Source organism: Prosthecobacter sp. (genome assembly GCF_044226605.1).
Taxonomy (GTDB): Bacteria; Verrucomicrobiota; Verrucomicrobiia; order Verrucomicrobiales; family Verrucomicrobiaceae; genus Prosthecobacter.
Map to the genome: position 1 here is coordinate 66,738 of NZ_JBGAGS010000003.1, position 18,347 is coordinate 85,084.

Below are 18,347 nucleotides of genomic sequence, written 5' to 3' on the forward strand. Positions count from 1 at the left end.
CCGTCATGAAACCCACTCTAAACGACGACGAACCAGGATTCTTCAAACGCAACCTCTTCATGATCATCCTCGGCGGCCTCGTGCTCGCCGGTGGCGGCTACTTTGCGGCCAATCACAAGCCTTCGAAGGCCGCGCCAAAGCAGAAGATGGAAATGGTAAACATTTTTATTCCGCCGCCACCCCCGCCAACGCCGCCCCCTCCTCCCAAGCCCAAGGAGGAGCCCCCGCCTGAGAAAGAAGAGGAAAAGGAGCCCGAAATGGTCGCTCAGGAAGAGGTCAAGCCAGACGAAGCAAAGCCTGATAAACCCGTGGACAAGCCTGCGGATGAACCCCTCGGCACCGCCATCGGCGGCGGCAATGGAAGCGGACTGGGGCTTGGCGGCGGCGGCGGGGGCGGAAGTGGCATCGGTGGCTCCGGTCGCAAAGGCGGCAGCAAGTGGGGCTGGTATGCCGGCGCTGTGCAGAACCGCGTCTCCGAGGCTCTCCGCAGCAACAAGCTCACCCGCAAAGCCAATGCGGTGATCACGGTGCGCATCTGGCCGGACTCCACAGGTCGCATCACCAAAGTTACCCTCGGTGGCAGCACGGGCGATCCCGCGATCGACGACGCCATCAAAAATCAAGTTCTCACCGGCCTCGTGCTCAATGAGCCCCCCCCCTCAGACATGCCTCTGCCCATCAACCTGCGCATCACCGCGCGCAAATCCTGATCCCGCTTGATCTCCCTCTCACATCTCATGCTGCGCGCATCCCGCCAGTCCCGTGCCAAGCTCCGTCGCATTTGTGCCGCCGTCTCTCTCGGCACCTGTGGCCTCCTGCCTGCGGAACCCCCATCTAAGTTGGAGCCCGCCCTGCCACTCCCGTTGTTTGCCGAGGCAGAGCCCGCGCCTGCACCTGCACCTGCACCTGCACCTGCACCTGCACCTGCACCTGCACCGGCACCGGCACCGGCACCGGCACCTGCACCGGCACCGGCACCGGCACCTGCACCGGCACCGGCACCGGCACCGGCACCGGCACCGGCTGCTGACTCGCCGCTGCTTCCTGCACCGGGAGCCATCGCGCCGCGTCCCTCTGCATCATTGTCAGAAAACGTCACCATCAATCTCATTAACCGCCTCGTGCAGCGCGGTGCTCTCACTCAGCAGGATGCGGCTGACTTGATCAAGCTCGCAGAAGCGGATGCGCAAATGGCGCGCAGCCAGGCCCAGACTCTTGCGGAAACACAGGCCGCGGTTGCTTCGCAGATGCAGCAGGCGGCTGTCGCTTCAGCTCCAGTGCCTCCCGCCACTGAAGATGAATATCGCGTGACCTATGTGCCGGAAACCGTGAAGGATCAGATCCGCGATCAGCTCAAGGATGAAGTGCTGGCCCAGGCCAGGCGTGAAAACTGGGCCGCACCCAATGAGATCCCCGAGTGGACACGGCGCATCAAGATCTTTGGCGACCTCCGCTCCCAGTATCAGGGCTTCACCTTTCCCACGGGCAACGATGTCTCTGGCGTGTTCCCCAATTTCGTCGCCATCAACAGTGGCGCACCCTTTGACACTACAGGCGCGGTGCTCGCACCCCAGCTGAACGTGAATCAAAACCGCAACCGCATGCTCATGCGCGCCCGCATTGGTTTTGACATCGATCTCGAAGACGGCTTCACCGCCGGCTTCCGCATGGCCTCCGGCCAGACAAACTCTCCTGTCAGCACGAACCAGGCCGTGGGTGCTGTGGGTGGCGCTGGCAGCAACCAGGGGGGCAACTTCAGCAAGTACAACCTCTGGCTGGACCGCGCCTTCATCAAATATCAAAACAGCACGGACGCGAACAACGGATTCAGCATCCTGGTGGGGCGTTTTGACAATCCCTTCTTCACGGTCAGCGAGCTCCAGTGGGATGAAGACGTCGGCTTTGACGGTGTCGCGTTCAAAGGCCGCTATGAAGTCTCCACCGGCATGACCGCCTTTCTTAATGGCGGCCTGTTCCCCATCTTCAACACCGATCTCAACTTCCCGGACAACTCCGCCGCCAAGATCTCCAGCACGGACAAGTATCTCTACGCCGCCCAGGTGGGCGTCGAGTTCAAACCCACCAAGAAAATCGAGGCCAAATTTGGAGCCGCTTACTACTACTTCCAGAACGTCTCTGGCAAGCTTTCCAATCCTTTTGTGCCTCTCAATGCCACTGATGCGGGAAGCACGGACAACCGCCGCCCGCTCTTTGCGCAGAAAGGGAACACCTACATGCCTCTGCGCAATATCACGCCGACAGCCCTCAACGGCTTTGGCACCACCAACCAGTTCCAGTATTACGGCCTGGCCACCGGATTTCAGAACCTCGCCCTCAACGGCCGCATTGATTTCAATCATTACGAGCCGATGCAGATCTCGCTGGTTGGTGAATACGTGAAGAACCTTGCCTTTAACAAGGCCGCCATCAACAGCGTCGCCGTGAACAACCGCAGTGGCGGCGGTCTCGGTGCCTTCGCAGGCAGCGACACCGCCTGGTACCTCGGAATCACCACAGGCAAGCCGGTCTTCGAGAAGCGCGGTGACTGGACCACCAGCCTCAGCTACCGCTACCTCGGCTCAGACGCCGTCATGGACGCCTTCACTGACTCCAACTTCGGTGGCGGTGGCACCAACATGAAAGGCTACACCCTTTCCGCAGCCATGGCTCTCTCCCGTTCGGCCCGCGTTGGCGTCAGTTGGATGAGCGCCACCCAGGCCGCCGGTCCCACTCTCAATGCAGACGTTTTCATGTTTGACCTCAGCGTTCGTTTCTAACCATGACCACTCCCTTTAAATCCATCTGCCTCGGCCCGCTCCTCGCCGTGAGCCTGCTTGCCGTGCATTCTATCCAAGCTGCCGAAGAGGCGGACCCCGCCATGGCCATGCTCAAGCGCGTTCGCGAACAGCTTCGAACCATCACCATCCAGAAGCAAAAGAGCGATGCCGATCTTGCCGCCGTCCAGGCTGAGAAAGTCGATCTCGAGGCGAAGAACGCCGATCTTGCCAAAAAGCTTGAAGATCTCACCAAGCTCAATGCCAGGGAGCGCACCGCCTCTGAGAAAACCATCGCTGACCTCAAAGAGAAAAATGAGGAGCAGACCCTCGAAGTCGCGCGCCTCAATGAATCCCTCTCCCAGTGGAAGGCCGGCTACAAGAAGGTGGAGGACGCTAAAAATGCCAGGGATGCCGACAACGCCAAGCTCGCGGACAAGGTCGTCATCCTTGATCGGCGTGTGGCCGACTACCGCCGTAAAAACGAGGAGCTTTACAAGGCCGGTACCGAGGTGCTGACCCGCTACGAAAACTTCGGCCTCGGCACTGCTTTGACCGCACGCGAGCCCTTCACGCGCCTCACCCGCGTGAAAATGGAAAGTCTTGTGCAGGAGTATCAGGACAAGCTCATGGACAATAAAATCAAACCGGAGGATTCAAAGGCTGCCCCTGCAAACGGAGGGGGCAGGAATGTGCCGGTTAGCAAGGCAGAAGCGGCGGCAGTGCAAAAACCAGCGACGGCGTCCACTGCGAGCAAGAAAGCCAAACCATGATGCGCCGCACCCCCATTCTGGCCTTGCTTCTCGCCTGCTCCCCTCTGCTGGCCCAGGAGGGCGGAGTGCTGGGGCGTGCCGGTGGCAAAGATGTGCTGGTGGAGGACATCCGTCCGGCGCTGAGCAGTTTGTCGGATGCTGAAATCCAGTCTCTCAGCCGGGATCCCGCCGCGCTGAACAAGCTCGTGCGGTCCCTCGTTGTGCAGCGTCTTGTGTTGCAGCAGGCGCTTGAAAAGAAGTGGGATGAACAGCCCGAAGTCATCGAGCGCATCCGCCATGCACGCGAAGTCGCCATCACGGACTCCTATTTGAAATCCGTCTCCCGTCCGCCGGACAGCTACCCCAATGACGCCGAACTGCGTGCCGCCTACGAGGCACGCCGTGCCAGCCTGATGGTGCCGCAGACATTTCATCTCGCGCAAGTTTACATATCTGACCCGCGCGGGCAGGACAAGGCGCTCGCCAGCAAAGCGCGCGAGCGTCTGGACAAGGTGCGCGAACTCGTGCGCGCGCCGAAGGCGGACTTCGCTGCCATTGCACGTGAATACAGCGAAGAACGCGAGAGCGCAGCGCGCGGTGGCGAGATCGGCTGGCTCACTGAAAAGCAGATCCAGCCCGAGATCCTCGCCAAGCTTCCGTCTCTCACATTCAATGTGGCCTCAGAAGCGATCCGCCTCGACGACGGGTGGCATTTTATCAAGGTGCTGGATGCGCGCCAGCCTTTCACGCCGCCGCTGGAGCAGCTGCGTCCGGAGCTGACCCGCCTGCTGCGAGCAGAGCGCACGCGTGCGGAGACCCAGGCTTATCTGTCGAAACTGTTACAAGATACCCCCCTCGTTATCAACGAGCTCGCGCTGTCTAAGCTCCTGCCCGCGGTCACTTCTGGCGGCTCCGGCGCAAAACCTTGAACTGATCTTTCATGCCCCGCATTTCATCCCGTCCTCGCCGACTTGTCTTTGGAGAATTCTCCTTCGGTTACCGTGTTCTCGCGGTGATCACCGCATTCACACTGCTGCCCGGACCTCTGCCGGTCGCGCTGGCGGTGGATGTGCTGCGTCACGGTTTCGGCGCTCCTGCCGGCACCGCGCAGCCGCAGACGGACGCTGGGGCCAGCGGTGCCACCGGGGCTGAAGCCGCCGCCGTGGCCCGTGTGCATGCCTCGGACATTCTCGCGCGGAATACCCAGGCCGTGCTTGCGGTGCAGGCCATGCAGGATGCCGCACGCTCTCTCGCCATTAGCGGCGCCAACAATGTCGGCGTGAATCCCAATGGTGGCGGCACTTTGCCCAATGTACCCGATGGCCTCGGTGCCGGTGCTTTGCAGATCATCGGCACACCGGACGGCGCCAGCGCCCCCACGCAGTCCGTGACCGGCGGCCATACCACGGTGAACATTGTTCAAAACCAGCAGCAGGCCTTCATTGACTGGCAGACGTTCAACATCGGCAAAAACACCACGCTGAATTTCGACCAGAGCGCCGGCGGTGCCAATGTCGGCCAGTGGATCGCCTTCAATCGTGTGACTGATCCCACCGGCAATCCCACGCAGATCCTCGGCTCCATCACCGCGCCAGGGCAGGTGTATGTTATCAATCAAAATGGCATCATCTTCGGCGGGTCCAGTCAGGTGGACGTGCACACCATGGTCGCCACCTCGCTGCCTATCAATGATGATCTGGTAGATCGTGGTCTGCTCAATCCCCTGGATGTGCAGTATCTCTTCTCCGCGCTGGATCAGCCTGCAGGGGCCAAAGGTTCTCCCGCATTCACCGCCCCGACCCCGCTCACCGCGAGCGGCCAGACGGGCGATGTCACCGTGCAGGCCGGCGCAAAGCTCAGCAGCCCCACCACTGCAGACCACGTCGGCGGACGCATCGCACTCATCGGTGCCAATGTGACCAACAACGGCAAGATCTCCACTCCGGACGGCCAGACCATCCTCGCCGCTGGTCTGCAGGTGGGTTTTGCAGCGCACAGCAGCAGCGATCCCAGCCTGCGTGGCCTGGATGTCTACCTCGGTGCAGTCGGCTCTTACGCCGGCACCGCCGTCAACAATGGCATCATCGATGTGCCACGTGGGAATGTGACCATGACCGGCATGGACGTGCGTCAAGACGGCGCCATCACCAGCAGCACCTCCGTAGCGCTGAACGGCAGCATCACTTTGAACGCCTCCTACAATGCCGTTCCCAATGCTGTTTACGATCCCATTTCGCTCCCTGACGTGCCGCCGTTCTTCTACCAGTCCAGCGGCGCTCTCAGCCTTGGTTCCGGCTCCGTGACGCAGATTCTTCCCGAGTGGGCCTCCACGGAAACCATTGTGGGCACGCAGCTCGCTCTCGTTTCCCAGATCAACATGACTGCGCAATCGGTTTATCTGGGCGCCAATGCCTCCGTTCTCGCTCCGAATGCCCAGGTCTCCGTAAACGCCGGCATCTGGGATTTTGTGGACTCCCCAGTGCTTCCACGCTCCACGTTTGTCTACTCCGGCGGCCAGATTTACGTTGACGCCGGTGCCACCATCAGCGTGGCGGGTTCCACCGATGTCTCCGTGCCGGTGTCCCAGTACCTTCTTACTGTGCAGCTCCGGAGCAACGAGCTCGCCGACTCACCGCTGCAGCGCAATGGCGCCCTTCGGAATCAGACCGTCACCGTCGATCTTCGCGAAACCGGCACCTACAATGGCAAGGTGTGGTATGGCACACCGCTCGCCGATCTTAGCGGCTACGTCGGCATCATTCAGCGCACGGTCGCCGAGCTCACCACTGCGGGCGGCAGCATCAAGCTTTCTGCCGGCGGTTCGGTCGTTGTGCAATCCTCCGCCACGCTGGACGTCTCTGGCGGCTGGGTGGACTACCAGGGCAGCACCGTGCAGACCACGCAGCTCATCTCCGACGGTCAGATCATCAACATCGCGGAGGCCACGCCGGACAAGGTGTATTCCGGCATTTACACCGGCTCCACCACCACCACGCAGACCGCCTGGAGCAGCAGCAGCACCTCCACCTCCCAATTTGGCCAGAGCACCTATCAGGACCCCGGTGGCATCCAGGGCGCCGCCGCTGGCAAGATCACCCTTTCCACCCCGGCGCTTGCTCTTGATGGCTCGCTCTTCGGCACCACCGTGGCCGGCTCGCGCCAGCGCGATGCCCTCCCGCAGGCCGCCACGCTGACGATCAGCCTTCAGGCACAGGCAAATTCCGCCGCTACCAGCTATCCGCTTGTTTATCCGGTCGGCACCACTGTCTTCCTGCGCTCCGGCGTCACTCAGCCTGTGGCAGATCCCTTCGCTTCGGATCCCTCCGGCGCCTACGCTTTGCGTTCCGACCGTGTCGCCACTATCAATCTCTCTCCCGAACTCGTCTCCACCTTTGGCTTCGGCCATTTTGTGGTGCAAAATGTGGATGGTCGCATCGTCCTTCCCGCAGCTTCCGTTCTTACCACTGCGCCGCTCGGCTCTGTCACGCTCGCAGCCGCCGGTATTGACCTGGACGGTACCATCATCACCCGTGGTGGCAGCATCTCCCTCACTGCCTACGACTTCTCTCCTGCCGCCGTGGTGGATATGCACATCAATCCTCCGCTAACCTTGCCTGCGGCCGATCTGACCCGTGGCGATGTGCGCATCGGCTCGACTGCGGTGCTCAACACCACCGGTCTCATCGTTGATGAACGTGGCAGCGTGGGGCTGAATTTGCCGCGTGTCATCACTGGCGGCAGCATCTCCATCAATGCCATGACCGTGACCCTGGCCACCAATGGCCTGCTCGATGTCTCCGGCGGCGTGCGCGTCGCCAGCACCTCCGCCCTCACTTATGGCGATGCCGGCAGCATCTCCATCAAGACCGGGCAGGACATCGGGCTGACGGGCGTGCTTGGCGGCGGCCTGACGCCGGGTTCCATCCTGCGAGGCTTCTCCGGTGCCACCGGGGGCACCCTGAGCTTGCAGGCGCCTGCTTTTCAGATTGGCGGCACCAGCACGGACCCGAACACGCTCGTGCTGGATCCCGAATTTTTCAGCGCGGGTGGTTTCAATTCCTTTGCGCTTACCGGCATCGGCCAGACCACTGCTGTCAGCGGCGTCTTTTCCCCGGCGGTTTACTTTGCTCCAGGCACCAGCCTCTCACCCGTGGTGCAGAGCTGGGTCGCCGTTCTCAATTCTCAGAACTCCGGTGTCACCCTCACGCCACAGATTCTCGCCGAAGGTGTGCGCAAGCCTGTCTCACTGGACTTCGAAGCCCACGCCGTGCGCGATGACTTCAGCGGCAATCTTCTCGTCCGTGGCGAGATCGTCATGGCGGCAGGATCACGGATCCAGACCGATGCACGCGGTTCGGTCACCTTCAATGCCGATGCCATGGCGCTGGCCGGTTCGGTCATCGCCCCTGGTGGGTCCATCACCGTCAAAGGGGGCAGCCAGTATGTCTCGTTTGACCCTGTGCCCACCAGTGCCTTCTTTACCGTGGACTTGATGCCCGGCAGCATGCTTTCCACTGCGGGCGAGCGTCTGCTGCTGCCCAATGCTTTTGGTCTGAACCAGGGCAGCGTGCTCGCTGGTGGCACTATCAGCATCAGTGGCAACGTGCTCGCTGAATCCGGCGCCGTGCTCGATGCTTCCGGTGCCAGTGGCATGCTCGACCTCACCCTGGCCCAGGCAGGGCAGGTGACCGGTGCTTCTTACGCCTCTCCCTCGAGCGGCCTCACCACTCCCTTGTTCAATGGCACTCTCACCGTGCCGGTGCGTGTGGACAGCAATGGCGGCTCGATCACCTTCAAAGGCAGTGAAATGCTCTTTGTGGACGCCACGCTCAGCGCACGCAGCGGCGGCGTCACAGCCACCGGCGGCGCGCTGGCTCTTTCCTCCGGCAGGTTCTACCAGGTGGGTGTCTCCGCCATACCAGAAGATGTCACCATGCTCGTGACGCAAAGCACCCCTTCGGTGCCCGTTCCCGTTTACACGGCCGGCGGCAATGCTCTCGGACGTTTTGCCACCACCGCGGGTGGAGCCACCATCGCGCAGCAGGGCTATTTCCAGGCAAGCACGTTTCAAAGCGGCGGCTTTGATTCGCTCACGCTCTCCGGCACCGTGCAGTTCTCCGGCCCCGTCACTTTGACGGCGGCCTCCAGCCTCCGCATCGCCTCCAGCGGTGTGTTCAGCTCCGACGATGTGGTGAATCTGAACGCCGCCTATGTTTCTCTCGGTCAGGATTTCCGTACTCCCATGCAGTCCGGTCAGATCGAGGCCCTGCCATACACCTCGGCCGGTCAGCCTTACTACATCGCGCCCACCAGCGGCACCGGCTCCCTCAATGTCGCTGCTAAAACCATCGACATCGGCATCCTGACCTTGCAGAACACCGGCTCGGCCAGCTTCAATGCCAGCAATGGCGACATCCGCGGCGATGGTACCTTTGATATCGCGGGCAATCTCACCATGACCGCTGGACAAATCTATACGCCCACGGCCTCCATTTTCACCATGGCCTCGTATGGCGGTTCCATCACGTTTGCCTCAGGCGGCGTGCGCAGTCTGCCTCTTTCCGCTGGTGGCACCATCAATGTCTATGCCACCACCATCAATCAAGGCGGCACCCTCGTCGCCCCTGCCGGTACCATCAATCTAGGCTGGGACGGCACCGGCGCCAGTCCGCAGGATCTGCTCACTGGCGCGGGCATCGTCGCAGGCCGTTCCGTGCCGGTTGCTTCAAATCTTAGTTTTCTCGCTGGCAGCCGCACTTCCGTCTCGCAGATCGATCCGATCACCGGCCTCGGCGTAAGCATCCCCTACGGTTACAGCAGCGATGGTTCCTCATGGATCGATCCCCTGGGGCAGGACATCACCGGCGGCGGACTTCCAACCAAGGCGGTCAACACTTCCGCCACCAGCATCACCGCGCAGACCGGTGCCACCATTGATCTGCGTGGCGGTGGCGATCTTTACGCCTATCGCTGGGTCAGCGGCACCGGCGGCACCGTGGACATTCTGGCCAATTCGGGAGCCTTTGCCGTCCTGCCCGGTTACACCCCTGATTACGCGCCCTTTGGTCAGTTCAACAACACGACAAACACGGTGAACCTCGCTTCCGGCGTGGATGGCTACAAAAACACCACTCTCAGCGTGGGAGACCGCGTGTATCTCAATGGCGGCAGCGGTTTGCAGGCGGGCTACTACACACTCCTCCCTGCACGTTACGCCCTGCTGGCAGGAGCATTCCTCGTGACTCCCCAATCGGGCGCCCCCCAGGGTTCCGTGCTGCAGCCTAGCGGTGCCTCGCTCGTGTCTGGTTATCGCTTCAATGACTTGAATTCCTCACGCCAGCAGCCGCTGCTCTACACCAGTTTTGAGGTTGCTCCTTCCGCAGTCACGCGCGTGCGTGCCCAGTATGACGATTTCTCCGCCAATACCTTCCTGCGTGACCGCGCCATCGCGCTGAATATCACCGTTCCGCGCCTTCCGCTCGATGCCGGACGCCTGCTGCTGGAGGCCGTGAACAGCATGACCTTCCTCGGCCAGATCCAGGGCTCCGCCGGAACCGGCGGCCGTGGTGCTTCGGTGGACATCAGCAGTCCTTCGGACATCCTCATCGCCACCGCAGGCACCAGCGCCGCGCCTGGAGTGCTCGTGCTGGATGCCGCCCAGCTCAGCGCCTTCGCTGCCGAGAGCCTTCTCATCGGCGGCCAGCGCAGCAGCACCACCGCTGGCACCGCACTTTCGGTCCGCACCAGCAACATCACCGTGGGCAACTCCGCCGCCTCCGCCCTCACGATGCCCGAGGTCATCCTCGCAGCCAGCAGCGCACTCACGCTCAATGCAGGTGCCGTCATCGCTCAATCCGGCGCCATGGTGTCAAAGGCTGACACCCTTCTCATCGGAAGTTCAGCCGCTTCTGGCAGCGGCAATGGCGCCCTGCTGCGTGTGTCCTCGGACAGCACCGCTTCGATGCTGCGCTCCGGCGTCGTCGCTTCCACTGCGGGGCCCGTCCTTTCCATCAGCGCGGGAGCCAGCATCACCGGCAGCAGCATCACCCTGGACTCCACCAGCGCCCTCAGCGTGGACACCGCCGCCGTCCTCTCCGGTCAGACGCTGAACATCGACAGCGGCCGCATCAGCGTGCAGCTTGACAGTCCCGGTTCGCTGCAGCCTTCTCCTGGCTTCGTCATCGCTGGTTCCTTGCTGGCCAGTTTGCAGGGCGCGAAGTCACTCTCGCTCCTGAGCTATTCCTCCATCGACCTCTACGGCACCGGCCAGCTCGGCTCCGCCAGCATGACCTCCCTCGCGCTGCATGCCGGAGAAATTCGTGGCTTCAACAACAACTCCGGCACCGTCACTCTCACCGCGCAGAGCATGCTGCTGGACAACTCCGCCTCCGCCACCGCTCCCGGGGCGGTTGCCAGTTCCGGCGGCACGCTCGCGCTGAATACCACCACGCTCCGCCTCGGCGCAAACACCTTGCAGATCGATCAATTCACCGCCGTCACCGCCACGGCCACCAATGGCATTCTTGCGCAGGGCAGCGGTGCACTTCAGGTGCAGGGCACCTTCACCGCCACCACGCCTGTGATCGCGGGAGACGCATTTGCGTCGCAGGCCATCACCTCCAGTGGTGCGATGGTTCTGCAATCGAGCGCCGCCTCTGCCACTCCAGTGGTCAGCGGTCTCGGTGCCACACTCGCGCTCACAGGTTCCTCCATCAGCGCAGGCACGGAGATCGATGCTCTGAGCGGCCAGCTCACGCTCACCGCCACCACGGGCAACCTCGACATCACCGGCACGCTCAAAGTCAGCGGCACTGCGCAGACTTTTTATGACCAGGTGAAATACACGGACGCAGGCCGCATCGATCTCAAGGCAGCTCTCGGCTCCATCAATTTGCAGCCCGGCGGTGTCATCAATATCGCTGCCGATGCATCGCTGCTGGGCGGCAATGCGGGCACGCTTGCCGTCTCCACACCGGCCGGCACTTTCTCCATTTCCGCTGCGGTGCCCGGCAGTCCGCTGCCACAGGGCCAGCTCGTCAGCTTTGCCGGGGCAGGGGGGCACACCGGTTCCTTCATCCTCACCGCCGGCGCACTGCCATCCCTGGCCAGTCTGAATGCCACGCTCAATGCCGCCAACATCAGCTACTCGCGCAGCATTCGCGTTCTCTCCGGCGATGTCACGGTCGATGGCACCGCCACCTCCAGCATTTTCAATCTCTCCGCCGACCAGGGCAGCATCACCGTCACGGGCTTGATCGATGCCTCCGGCGCCACTGGCGGCCAGGTCACCCTACAGGCTACCGGCAGCGTCATACTTGCCAGCGGTTCGCGCATTACCGCTGCCGCGCAAAAGTTCGACAATGCGGGCAAGGGCGGAAACATCTCCCTCATGGCCGGTTCCGAGCGCAATGGAGTGGCCAGCACCAGTGCCGTGCTCGATCTGCAGACCGGATCGCAGATTGATCTCTCCGTCGCTGGTAATATTCCGGGCAGCACTTTGACCAATGTTTCCGCCGGAGTGTCCACAAACGTGCCGGCCAATCTGGGTGGTTTTGACACCATCACCTCCACTGTCTCCGGCACCGTCACGCTTGCCAATGGCGGCACGATTTCTCTCGTAGCCAACAAGGCCACCAGCATCATCGGCGCAAAGTCATTCACGCTGAACAGCACCGGCAGCGTCAGCTTCGCCGGCAGTTCCGCATGGGGCCTTTACACCGGCACCTTGCAGCTTCGCGCACCGCAGGTGGCGGCTTCCAACAACCTGCAGATGAATCCCATCAATGCGCAGATCACCGGAGCTTCGGTCATCACTGCGGAAGGCTACAAGATCTACACACCCGCCAGTGGCACCCTCAATGCCGCGGCGCTCACTGCCATCACCACCAATGGCAGCACTTTCGCCGCCAATACCACCGCCATTACCAACACTCTGTTTGCTGGCAATGCCAATGCCGCCGCGCTGAAATCCATCTTCTTCCTCCTTCCTGGCGCGGAAGTCATCAACACCTCCGGCGATCTCACCCTCGGCCTCACCAATGTCAGCCCTACCAGCGGCGACTGGAATCTCGGCGCCTCCACTGCGCGTTTCGGTACACTCAAAGTCCCCGGCATCCTCACACTGCGCGCCTCGGGCAACCTGATCTTCTTCAACAGCCTCAGCGATGGCTTCGCCACCGGCCTGTACAACTCAGCTCTCAGCACGCTGAACACCGCGCTGCCCACCAATCTGCAGTCCTGGTCCTATCGCCTCACGGCCGGCGCTGATTTTACCGCTGCCGATTATCACCAGGTGCAGTCCGCTCCAGCCACAGGCTCCGGCTCGCTTCTGCTCGGTCGCAATGCCGCCGTTCCCATTTCTTCCGGCACTGGCACCAGCACCGCGGCCACCACCATCTCCGTGGTCAATCCCAGCGCCTCCAGCACCACGAACCGCTTCCAGGTGATTCGCACCGGCACCGGTGAAATCGACATCTCCACGGCGCGCGATGTGAAATTCCTCAACGTCTTCTCAGGCATCTACACCGTCGGCGCGCAGGTTGCCGATCCTACTCTCGGCGGAACCTTCGCCGTGCCCGTCCCGGACATGAGCGGCTACTCTGGCCCTCTCGGCACCAATCAGGAAAGCCCCAAATATCCCGCACAGTACACCATGGCCGGCGGCAATGTCACCATCGCCGCGCAGAACGACGTCATCCAGCAGACCCGCACCACCACCGCGCTCACCGGCCTCACAGACGCCACGCTGATTCCTGACTCCAGCCGCCAGATGCCCACCAACTGGCTCTTCCGCCGCGGCGCTGTGGACCCCACCACGGGCGTCTTCGCCAGCTCCAAATACAATGAGAGCGCCTCCACCACCTGGTGGACGGACTTCAGCAATTTCTTCATGAACGTCGGCGCCCTCGGAGGTGGCAATGTCACTGTCTCCGCCGGACGCGATGTCAGCAATGTGGACGCGGTCATTCCCACCAATGCACGCATGCAGGGCAGGGACTCCACGGGCGTGAACATCGCTCCGGATGCTGCGAACATGATCGAACTTGGCGGCGGCGATCTCCTCATTCACTCCGGGCGCAACCTCGACGGTGGCGTGTATTATGTGGAGCGCGGCAAAGGCACGCTCGACGTGGGTGGTTCTATCATCACCAACAAAACTCGCTCTCCTTCGCTCGGTATCGTGGCCCAGCCTTCCGGGCTCACCAATCCCACCTACCTCAATGATCAGACCTGGCTGCCCACCACACTCTTCGTTGGCAAAAGCAGCTTCAGCATCAAGGCTCGTGGCAATGTGCTGCTCGGCCCGGTGGCCAATGCCTTTCTCGTGCCGCAGGGCTACAGCAACTCCTTCTGGTACAAGACCTACTTCTCTACTTATGCTGCGGACAGCAGTGTGAACGTCTCCTCGCTCGCAGGAAATGTCACGTGGCGTGCCAGTGTCACCCTGCCGAACACCGGCTTTGCCGGCGTGGCCATCCCCACGCTGCGCGCATGGTATCAGGACGAGCTGCTCCTCAGCTCCAGCGGTGGTGCCAGCGGCAGGCAGACTGCCTCCTTCTACCAGCCCTGGCTCCGCCTTGCCGAAACCAGCCTGCAGCCTTTCAACACTGCTTTCAGCCTCATGCCCGGCACCCTGCGCGTCACCGCCTTTGCCGGCGGCATCAACATTGCCGGCAGCATGAATCTCTCGCCCTCTGCCCAGGGCACATTGGAGCTTCTTTCCGCCAATGACATCATCGGTCTCAATCCCACCGGCACCACCAACATCAGCGGCGCTCCCAACACCGTCGTCTGGTCCGCCAGCAGGATCAATCTTTCGGACGCCACCCCAACAGCCATCCCTGGCATCACTTCGCCCTTTGCTTATCAAAATCAAAGCTTCCTGTCCGGTCCTTCGGACAGCTCCGCAGGAGACACCGTCAACAACTTCCTCTCATCGCTCGACAATCTTTTCAATGAAACCGGTTCCACCACCGGCACCGCGGCCGTGCTTCAGACGAAACAGGCGCTGCATGCCGCCGGACTGCTGCATGCTGCGGATACCTCCCCGGTCTTCATCTATTCCAAATCCGGCTCCATCAGCGGCATGACACTCTATTCCCCCAAGGCCACCCGCATCATCGGTGGCCTGGACATTGCGGACGTCTCATTCTACCTGCAAAACAACAGCAGCAACGATCTCTCCATCGTCTCCGCCGGCCGCGACATCATCGCGTATGACAACATCACCAGCCAGCGCGTCCTCTCCCGCAGCACGGGCAATCTCCTTGGCCAGCGTGAAGTCGCCCAGGCCGGCGATATCCAGATCAGCGGCCCGGGCACGCTGCAGGTGCTGGCCGGGCGCAATCTTGACCTCGGCGTCGGCTCCAATAACTCCGATGGCACTGGCGTCGGCATCACCAGCATCGGCAACGGTCGCAATCCCTATCTGCCCTTTGTGGGATCCGACATCTATGCCGCCGCGGGCATTGGCAGGGCCGCTGTCGGCATCAATGGCAGCAGTGCCGACTTTGCCAGCTTCCTGGCCACCTTTGGCACCGGCGCATTGGGCGCACGCTACCTCGCAGAGCTCGCGGACAGCCTTGGCGTTCCCTCTGTCGATTTGAACAATCCCGCCCTCAGCGCCGAGCAGCGCGACCGTCTGGCTCTCGCGCTCTTCTACCTCGTCCTGCGCGATGCCGGACGTGACTACAACAATCCCGACAGCCCGAACTTCCGCTCCTACGACAACGGCTTCCAGGCCATCGCCAAGCTCTTCCCCACCTCCGCACCTGGCAGCATCCTCACGCAGGCGCGTGACATTCGCACCAAGAGCGGCGGAGACATCACCCTCTTTGCCACGGGCGGAGCCCTCACGCTTTCGCCTACGGCGATTGGTCAGCAGCTGGCGCCTCCAGGCATCATCACCGAATCCGGCGGCGGCATCTCCGTCTTCACCCACAACAGCGTGGACATCGGCATCTCGCGTATTTTCACCCTCAAAGGAGGTGACATCACCATCTGGTCTTCCACGGGCGACATCGCCGCGGGTTCCTCAGCCAAAACCGTCCAGTCCGCACCGCCTACCCGCGTGATCATTGATCCGCAGAGCGCCAATGTGAATCTGGACCTCGCCGGTCTCGCGACCGGGGGTGGTATCGGTGCCCTTGCCACCGTTGGCGCTTCCAAGCCTTCCAACATTGACCTCATCGCTCCCGTCGGTGCGGTGGATGCCGGTGACGCTGGCATTCGCGCCACGGGCAATCTGAACATCGCCGCCACCGTGGTGCTCAATGCCAGCAACATCCAGGTTTCCGGCTCCAGTGCGGGCACGCCGTCCGCACCTGCGGTCGCTTCTCCAAACATCGGCGGCCTCTCCAGCGCCGCCTCCTCCGGAGCTGCCACCAATACCGCTGCAACCCAGCAGCAGCAGCAACAACAACAGCAGCAGCAGACCCAGAATGATACCCCGTCCATCATCACCGTTGAAGTGCTCGGCTATGGCGGTGGTGGCGGTGACGACGAGAAGCGCAAGAGCAGTCAGCCCGGTGAATAATCACCGCACTCATTCATTGATCCACCATGGCCTTCCAGTTCAATCCAGAAAGTCAGGCAGCTGTGCCCAAGATCGCGCCGCCGCGTGAGCGCATCGGCTGGTTCAGCATCTGCTTCATCGGCGTCTTCGGGCTGCTGCTCGTTCTCTTCATCGCGTGGAAGCCGTTGTCAGGTTCGGTGAAGGCCGCCTGGGCACGCCACCATGCCCGCGAGGCGCAGGCGGCCATTTCGGGCAATGACCTCGTTGGAGCTGTGCCCCACATCCGGGACGCCTGCTCCTGGGCGCCGCAGGATGTCGAGGTCATTCGCGTCGTGATCGACTACCTCAAGATCACCCGTTCAGATCCCTCCACCCTCGCTCAACAGCTCAAGCTTCTCGCTGAAAAGCAGCCGCTCTCGCCCGATGAAGTTGTCCTCCTCGGCAGAAGCCTCATCGCCGTGCGCAAGACGGCGGAAGCGCGCACGCTTTATGAAAAAATGACCCCGGCCACCGGCTCCACCCCGGCCTCGCTGGAACTGCTCTCCGAGCTGCTCGATGCCGAAGGGCACACGGCCGAATCCGCGGAAATTCTGCGCCGCTCCTCTCAGCTCAAGACAGACACCCCCGAGGCACGCCTGCAGCTCGCCGTGGAAGACCGCAATCACATCTTCCCGGAAGTGCGACAGCAGGCCCGCGCGGAGCTGTGGAACCTCGCCGCACTCGATTCCATCGTGGGTCTGGCTGCTGTGGATCGTCTCGTTCTAGATCCTGATCTGACCCTTCCCGAGGCCCGCAAGTTGCTGGAGATCGTCGAACAGCATCCTCTGAAAAAGCTCCCCAACCGACTCCACGTTGTCTCCGCCATCATGCGGCTTGAGCCCGAGCGCCGTTCCGTCATTCTCGATGAAGAAACCGCGCGCTATCGCAGCGAGGACAATGGCAGCCTCGTCGATCTTGCCCACTGGCTGGCATTGGAAAAAGAGCACGCCCGGCTGCTGGAGATCGTGCCGCCAAAACTCGCCGCCACCTCCCGTCCTCTCTACGTCAGCATGCTTGAAGCCCTCTACGGGCTGCAGCGCTGGCAGGAGCTTAAAGACATGCTCAAAGAAAAGCGGCCGCCTGTTTCCGACACGCTCGCAGCCATCTGGATGGCCGACGTCGAGAGCCATCTGCAGCCCGATTTGACCGAGTCCCGCCGTCTGCTTTCCATCGGTGTCGACTTCGCCGCTGCCAAGCTCAATGGTGACGAATTGTATGCCGCTGGTGTGCTCTCCGAGCGCCTGGGCTTGCATGACATCTCGGTCAGTGCCTACCGTGCGCTCGCCCCCATCGTTCCCGAAAAGGAGATGCTGTTTTTGCAAAAGGCCTACGAGCAGGCCTTGCTGCAAAAAGACGGCAAAGCCCTCCTCGCCGTCGCCCGCAGGCTCCATGAGCTCCGCCCCAGCAGTGCCGCCTTTGCAGAGCGCTACGACTACCTCCGCCTCGTGCTCGGAGTTGAGATCGAGACCGTCACCCTCGCCTCCACCCGCACCGCTTCTGCGGAAGAGACGAACACCCTCGACCACATCTCCCCGGAGCTCCTCCGTGCCCTAGCCGCCTATCGTCTCGGCGATAACGACAGCGTCAAAGCCCAGCTCACCACCCTCCCTGACACCAAAGGCCTCTCCGCAGGCCAGCGTGCCGTCATCGCCGGACTCCTTGCGCAGTCAGGCGGTGTCGCTCGCGCTTATCAGATCGCCGAGCAAGTGCCGGAGAGGCTGCTGCTGGATGAAGAGCGTTTGTTTTTGAACCGCGCGAAGTGAGGCTAAAGCGCCGCCAGCACGGCATCCAGATGCTCGTCCGGTTTCACCTTTTCCAGGACCGCTGAAATCTTCCCATTTTTGTCGATCACAAACGTGCTGCGCTCGGTGCCCATGTAGGTCTTGCCATACATGCTCTTTTCCACCCACACGCCATAAGCGTTCACGATTTTCTGGTCCTCATCCGCGATCAGCGGGAAGGGAAGTTCATACTTTTGAATGAACTTCGCATGCTTCTTCACCGAATCGATGCTCACGCCAAACACAGCCGCCTTCTTCGAGATCTCCTTCCAGCCATCGCGCAGCGCGCAGGCCTGCTTGGTGCAGCCCGGCGTGTCATCCTTCGGATAGAAATACAGCACCACATTCTGACCGCGCAGTGCACTTAGCGTGACTGTGTCTCCGGCCTTGTATTTCCCGCCGATGACGGGTGCCGTAAAGTCCGGGGCGGGGGAGTTGAGGGCGGGTTTGCTCATGGAAGAACCACACTGCATCTGAAACCGCAGAA

At 61.9% G+C, this 18,347-nt stretch carries 8 protein-coding genes; 6 read left to right on the plus strand and 2 right to left on the minus strand.

The window, feature by feature from the left end; all coding sequences use genetic code 11:
• Positions 1–5 precede the first annotated feature (5 nt).
• The gene (locus tag ACILSO_RS04635; RefSeq protein WP_395736201.1) at positions 6–710 is read left to right on the plus strand and encodes a TonB C-terminal domain-containing protein; all 705 of its coding nucleotides are present in this window, start codon (positions 6–8) and stop codon (positions 708–710) included.
• Between the two features lie 124 nt (positions 711–834).
• On the opposite strand, the gene ACILSO_RS04640 is transcribed toward ACILSO_RS04635, so the two are convergent.
• Entirely contained in the window at positions 835–1,083 is a 249-nt protein-coding gene (locus ACILSO_RS04640; protein ID WP_395736202.1) for a hypothetical protein, read from the minus strand.
• Here ACILSO_RS04640 and ACILSO_RS04645 point away from each other — a divergent pair.
• The 5 genes from ACILSO_RS04645 to ACILSO_RS04665 are packed head-to-tail and all read left to right on the plus strand — an operon-like array spanning position 1,083 to position 17,842.
• Positions 1,083–2,777: a putative porin gene (locus ACILSO_RS04645; protein ID WP_395736203.1), complete on the plus strand. Its 1,695-nt coding sequence runs from the start codon at positions 1,083–1,085 to the stop codon at positions 2,775–2,777. The genes ACILSO_RS04640 and ACILSO_RS04645 overlap by 1 nt on opposite strands.
• Positions 2,778–2,779: 2 nt before the next feature.
• Positions 2,780–3,547, plus strand: coding sequence for a hypothetical protein (locus ACILSO_RS04650; RefSeq protein WP_395736204.1), 768 nt, complete (start codon positions 2,780–2,782; stop codon positions 3,545–3,547).
• Positions 3,544–4,455 carry a peptidylprolyl isomerase gene (locus ACILSO_RS04655; protein ID WP_395736205.1) on the plus strand — a complete coding sequence of 304 codons (912 nt, stop codon included), beginning with the start codon at positions 3,544–3,546 and terminating at the stop codon, positions 4,453–4,455. The genes ACILSO_RS04650 and ACILSO_RS04655 overlap by 4 nt, the downstream gene beginning before the upstream one ends.
• Before the next feature lie 11 nt (positions 4,456–4,466).
• Positions 4,467–16,061 (plus strand): filamentous haemagglutinin family protein, encoded by an 11,595-nt coding sequence (locus tag ACILSO_RS04660; protein WP_395736206.1) that lies wholly within the window; start codon positions 4,467–4,469, stop codon positions 16,059–16,061.
• Positions 16,062–16,087: 26 nt separating this feature from the next.
• Positions 16,088–17,842: a hypothetical protein gene (locus ACILSO_RS04665; RefSeq protein WP_395736207.1), complete on the plus strand. Its 1,755-nt coding sequence runs from the start codon at positions 16,088–16,090 to the stop codon at positions 17,840–17,842.
• A gap of 2 nt (positions 17,843–17,844) precedes the next feature.
• Here ACILSO_RS04665 and bcp read toward each other — a convergent pair whose 3' ends face one another.
• Positions 17,845–18,315, minus strand: coding sequence for a thioredoxin-dependent thiol peroxidase (gene bcp / locus ACILSO_RS04670; RefSeq protein ID WP_395736208.1), 471 nt, complete (start codon positions 18,313–18,315; stop codon positions 17,845–17,847).
• Between the last annotated feature and the right edge of the window lie 32 nt (positions 18,316–18,347).

Bases quoted from the DNA above. Each gene is read 5' to 3' on its own strand.
- ACILSO_RS04635 (WP_395736201.1), top strand. From the start codon at position 6: ATGAAACCCACTCTAAACGACGACGAACCAGGATTCTTCAAACGCAAC.
- ACILSO_RS04640 (WP_395736202.1), bottom strand. From the start codon at position 1,083: ATGATGCAGAGGGACGCGGCGCGATGGCTCCCGGTGCAGGAAGCAGCG.
- ACILSO_RS04650 (WP_395736204.1), top strand. From the start codon at position 2,780: ATGACCACTCCCTTTAAATCCATCTGCCTCGGCCCGCTCCTCGCCGTG.
- ACILSO_RS04655 (WP_395736205.1), top strand. From the start codon at position 3,544: ATGATGCGCCGCACCCCCATTCTGGCCTTGCTTCTCGCCTGCTCCCCT.
- ACILSO_RS04660 (WP_395736206.1), top strand. From the start codon at position 4,467: ATGCCCCGCATTTCATCCCGTCCTCGCCGACTTGTCTTTGGAGAATTC.
- ACILSO_RS04665 (WP_395736207.1), top strand. From the start codon at position 16,088: ATGGCCTTCCAGTTCAATCCAGAAAGTCAGGCAGCTGTGCCCAAGATC.
- bcp (WP_395736208.1), bottom strand. From the start codon at position 18,315: ATGAGCAAACCCGCCCTCAACTCCCCCGCCCCGGACTTTACGGCACCC.